1 protein-coding gene is annotated in these 1,557 nt (G+C 59.5%); it reads right to left on the bottom strand.

The features are described 5' to 3' along the window. Positions 1-35 precede the first annotated feature (35 nt). A protein-coding gene (locus E3T55_RS10380) for an IS3 family transposase (RefSeq protein WP_134519503.1) occupies positions 36-1,432 on the bottom strand; the annotation gives its coding sequence in 2 pieces (ribosomal slippage) (positions 36-1,114 and positions 1,114-1,432; 1,398 coding nt in all). Positions 1,433-1,557: the final 125 nt, after the last annotated feature.

Here is a 1,557-nt window from a genome sequence, read left to right as displayed (position 1 = left end):
CGGAATTTGTCAAGGTGAATGAGGCCAGTGGGAGTTTAGGCGGCTAGTTTTAGCCCTTCAACCTCAACTGGTTTCTCGGCTGGTTTGTTGATCCATGCCGTATCGGGAATGTTCAGGATTTTCGGGGCGTGATTCGTGCTGAAGCGTTCCGGGAATCGTGCCCGGGCCGCGTCGAGTGTCTCGGCTCGTTCGACTGCCTTGGCCTCGGCGAGGCCATAGTGGACGTCCGCTGGGGTGTTCAACCCGATCCCGGAGTGGCGGTGTGTGTGGTTGTAACCGTCGACGAAGTCGGCAATGAACGCCCGTGCGTCGGCGAGGGAGCCGAAGCGTTCGGGGAACACTGGGGAGAATTTCAGGGTCTTAAACCAGCTCTCCGAAAATGGATTATCGTTACTCACCCGGGGCCTGGAATGCGATTTGGTGACCTCCAGATCGGACAGTAACGCGGCGACGGTCTTGGACGTCATCGACGTGCCGCGGTCGGCGTGGACGACCTGTGGGACGCCGTGGATGCCGAAGATTTCCTTCATCATCTCCACCGCCAGCACGGCCGACTCCGACGCGTGGACATGCGCACCAACGATGTAACGCGAGTAAATATCGATCATGACGTAGGCGTCAAAATACTTCCCCTTGATCGGGCCAGCCAATTTCGTAATATCCCAGCTCATGACCTGACCTGGACCGGTCGCGATCAGTTCCGGGATCGCCCGCGCCGGATGGCGGGCCAGGCGACGGCGTTCCTTGACCTGCTTGTTCTCGTTCAAAACCCGATACATCGTTGAAATTGAGCACAAGTACGTGCCCGCATCCAGCAGCCGCGCATAGATCTGGATCGGCGGCAGGTTCACGAACGAATCCGAATTCACGGTATTCAAAACCTCGAGACGATCGAGGCCGTCGATCCGATTCGCCGGCACTGGCCGCGGGCCAGCGACGGGGATTCGTGGTTTCCGGGTGGCGGTGGCCCGGGGCACTCCGGCCAGATCGGCGGCAACCCGGGTCGAGACACCCTGGCTGATCAGTTCGCGGTAGGTGGTCATTATGGCTTCGTGTGCGGTGTTTCGTCCCGCGAGCTCTTCGAAAGATTTTCCAAGAGCTCGTGCATTTTTGACATGATCTCCAAGGCCACCCCCGTCGTGACCAAGCGTTGTTCAGTCAGGTCAAGCTGACGGCGAAGCCGAGCAATTTCGACCTGCTCGGGCGTGAGCCGGCCGATCTTCTCGCCGGGCTTCTTCCCAGCCAAAACGCCAGCGTCACGCAGCTTTCGCCACTCCGTGATCTGCGACGAGTAGAGGCCTTCGCGGCGCAGATACGCGCCACCCTCGTTCTTCTTAATCGCCGCGTCATATGCGGCAAGGTGGGCAAGCTTTTGCGCGGGGGTAATCGACCTTCGGGTCGGGCCACCAGCACGGGGTCCGGGACTACTCATATGACTATCGTCGCGCACGGCGATCAAAGACGGACTGGACATGGTGATGATTCCTGATTCTCGCCCTACGTCAAACAGCGGACTGACTATTAGCTACTGGCCTCACCCAACCCTGACACGTAGGG

This window comes from Cryobacterium frigoriphilum (genome assembly GCF_004403305.1).
In the GTDB taxonomy this organism is placed as follows: domain Bacteria; phylum Actinomycetota; class Actinomycetes; order Actinomycetales; family Microbacteriaceae; genus Cryobacterium; species Cryobacterium frigoriphilum.
Note: the sequence above shows the minus strand (reverse complement) of the source record. Positions and strands in the feature narration are given on the sequence as shown.